This is a genomic window from Pseudidiomarina sp. (assembly GCF_033722695.1).
Taxonomy (GTDB): domain Bacteria; phylum Pseudomonadota; class Gammaproteobacteria; order Enterobacterales; family Alteromonadaceae; genus Pseudidiomarina.
The window spans coordinates 1-2749 of sequence record NZ_JAWVYM010000064.1; the positions used below are offsets into that span (position 1 = coordinate 1).

Consider the following 2749-nt stretch of genomic DNA (forward strand, 5'->3'; position numbering starts at 1 on the left):
AATTTTTCGCTGGGAAGACGGAATAGCCCAGGACACGTATCTAGACCCACATGATTATAAGGGCTAGAGGAGGTTAAGGTTATGAGAAATACAAAACGCCGCCCACTGACTGTTGGCGAAATGCTGGTTACAGAATTTCTGGAACCTATGAATATTGCAATCAGCGAGCTGGCTGATGCTATGGGCGTACATAGAAACACACTGAGCCGGATTGTTCATGACAAAGGCATTCTGACCGCCCCAATGGCGATTAAACTGGCCGCTGCGTTAGGTAATACGCCAGAGTTCTGGCTGAATATCCAGCACGCGGGGGAGATTTGGGATGTTCGCCATAAAGCTTATGAGCAAGAAGCTAAGAATGTAAAACGCGTTAAGCCTAACGTTGAGCATGCTGAAGCTGCAGCTGGCTAGGCTCGGTCCAACACAGTCCCCCATAAATTGGATTCATCCGGATCGTAGCGGTCGTTCAGGCCTTCGGCGATATAGGTAACAATTAGCTGCTCAACTTCCTCATCGGGCGCGTCTGAGGGCATCAACAAGTCACTCGGCAATAGTGGCCAGTCTTTCTCGTTAGCGATTTCGTTGTGATAACAGATAAAATTAGTTACAGCTTCATCTAGATTGCTTTGGATATACGTCACCAGCGAAGGCCAGTGTCCATCAAGCTGCTCATAAACGTAGGCTCGCTGCTCTTCCCCCGCTACGGCCGGTAATCTGCACTCTAAATCAAACTCGCTCAGGCCATGCCGATTCAGATAGCTCCAGATGTAAAACTGCGTAATATTTTGTATTGCACGTTCGATTTGGTAGGAACAAAGTTCCATATCCATCACGGCGCCTAACTCAGCTACTGCTCTTAGAGAGCTCAACAGCCTCCATTCGACTTGACGATGGCACTCGTCTGTTAGGTCGATGCCGTCAAAGGCTTTATCCGTCATGGTGCTTACCATGCTGTCGCGCAGAAGTAAGTAATGGTGTTCTGAATCAGATATTTCGCCTCTTTCCGCAAGCTCCACATATTCGCTAAGGTTATTACCAACTTGCGCGAAGTTTAAGAATTGGATAGTCCAGTTCAGCTCCGCCCCCAGCGCCTTATTTCGCTCTAATTCGTACTCATATAGTTCTTTGTAGCTAAGCGTGGAGTCCGGCGGTCCGGTTTCGACTTCCTGATCTATATCATCAAAGTCATCGTATTCGTCGAGGTCGTCGTCGAAGTCGTCAATCGAATTTTCCCATTCATCCCTCAGTTTGCGCTCTTTTCGTTTCTCTAACGCCGACACAATTTCGGTTGATACCAAAGCTGCTAATATACCCGTCCATTTTCCTGCCATAGCATTGCTCCTTCGCCCATTCCTTTTAAACGAGCATAGATTAAAAGTTGTCGCGATATAACCCTTGGCCAACCCTAACTCATAAGGCGACGCTTTGTGTCGCTCCATTTGCAATATCGACAACCACTAGCACAGCAAGTAAGCTGGCAAAAAAAGCAAAAGGAATCGCTAAATGAAAACGCACGCAGAACTAAAAGAATACCAACGCGAACATCGGGACAACTGGCAGAACGGTTTATCACTGCGAGTGCACCGGGCGTTAAGCTGGCTGCATCGGGCAGAGCAAGAGCAGCAAAGCAATGATACCGATGCTGAGTTCATCTTTTTATGGATTGGCTTCAATGCCGCCTATGCGAGTGAGCACGCCCAGGAAACCCGTAACTCCACGCGCGATAGCTATACCCAGTTTTTTGAGCGTCTCACAGGCTATGATGCCGATAATGAGTTATATGAGCTTGTCTGGACGCATTATCCGCAAGCTATCCGCTCGCTAATGAACAATAAATTCGTCTTCCATCCTTACTGGGATTCGGCTAATCGCCGTCTTGATGCAGAGGCCTGGAAGCAACCCTTTGATTCCGCCAAGCGCGCTGCGCACACTGCCCTAGCGCAGCAGGACGTTGTTACCTGCTTAAGCATCGTGATGGATCGGCTGTACACGCTGCGGAATCAGCTCATACACGGGGGCTCAACCTGGAACGGCAGCTTAAACCGTGACCAACTGCGCGATGCCACGCATATCTTGCGTAGCCTGCTGCCAATCGTGATTAAGCTGATGATGCTAAACGGCGAGAAGGTATGGGGTGACGCCGCTTATTTTGATGTCGAGGATTAGCGTATCCCCGCGAGGTAATGCAGCACGGCGGTGACTTGCTCGCCGCTGACCATATCCTCGTCGAAACTCTCACAGAGTACCTGATCGATGGCGGCGGGCATGACCATGCCTCGCTGCAGGCGTCGCAATACGGCAGCGGCAATCAGCTCGTACTCGTCCAGGCAATCGTTTTCCTTGCAACACGTAAACATAGGGTCGGTTTCATAGAAGGCCCGGTTTATTGTTGTTAAGTTCATAAGCTGGAGCTGTCGGGCCGGTCGCAAACCGCCGTAACCACGCTGGTCTAATTCAGCGTGCAGTTCATCAATCCGCTTTTGCCGCGTGATCATCATTGAGGGCAGGCTTACTTCAGGTAAAGTTTGCAGGCGAATCAGTTGCTGCACCAAGGCTTCATCGGAGAGCATCTTTGCTCTCGGGAAAATTAATACGTCAGACATGTGTTCCTCGTTTTTATATTTAGAACAACAGGTCTGATTATCGGATCCCATCGCGACATTTGGTGTCGCGCAGTTTAGCCTGGCAAGAAATTAGCCGAAGTTTCGTTGCTTAGGTACATCCACATGCTCGTTTTCGCCGTTTGCCA

General features: G+C 49.4%; 4 protein-coding genes. 2 read left to right on the forward strand and 2 right to left on the reverse strand.

Translation table 11 applies throughout. From position 1 onward, the window contains the following. Positions 1-81 precede the first annotated feature (81 nt). Entirely contained in the window at positions 82-411 is a 330-nt protein-coding gene (locus R3196_RS10900) for a HigA family addiction module antitoxin (RefSeq protein ID WP_318936791.1), read from the forward strand. On the opposite strand, the gene R3196_RS10905 is transcribed toward R3196_RS10900, so the two are convergent. Further along, entirely contained in the window at positions 408-1331 is a 924-nt protein-coding gene (locus R3196_RS10905; protein WP_318936792.1) for a hypothetical protein, read from the reverse strand. The genes R3196_RS10900 and R3196_RS10905 overlap by 4 nt on opposite strands. A 172-nt stretch (positions 1332-1503) precedes the next feature. Between R3196_RS10905 and R3196_RS10910 the strand changes: the two genes are divergently transcribed. Then, positions 1504-2166, forward strand: coding sequence for a HEPN domain-containing protein (locus R3196_RS10910; protein ID WP_318936793.1), 663 nt, complete (start codon positions 1504-1506; stop codon positions 2164-2166). On the opposite strand, the gene R3196_RS10915 is transcribed toward R3196_RS10910, so the two are convergent. Then, on the reverse strand, positions 2163-2603 hold the full coding sequence (locus tag R3196_RS10915) for a hypothetical protein (RefSeq protein ID WP_318936794.1): 441 nt from the start codon (positions 2601-2603) through the stop codon (positions 2163-2165). The genes R3196_RS10910 and R3196_RS10915 overlap by 4 nt on opposite strands. Positions 2604-2749 lie beyond the last annotated feature (146 nt).

Coding starts and splice junctions, on each gene's coding strand:
- R3196_RS10900 (WP_318936791.1), top strand. CDS start 82: ATGAGAAATACAAAACGCCGCCCACTGACTGTTGGCGAAATGCTGGTT.
- R3196_RS10905 (WP_318936792.1), bottom strand. CDS start 1,331: ATGGCAGGAAAATGGACGGGTATATTAGCAGCTTTGGTATCAACCGAA.
- R3196_RS10910 (WP_318936793.1), top strand. CDS start 1,504: ATGAAAACGCACGCAGAACTAAAAGAATACCAACGCGAACATCGGGAC.
- R3196_RS10915 (WP_318936794.1), bottom strand. CDS start 2,603: ATGTCTGACGTATTAATTTTCCCGAGAGCAAAGATGCTCTCCGATGAA.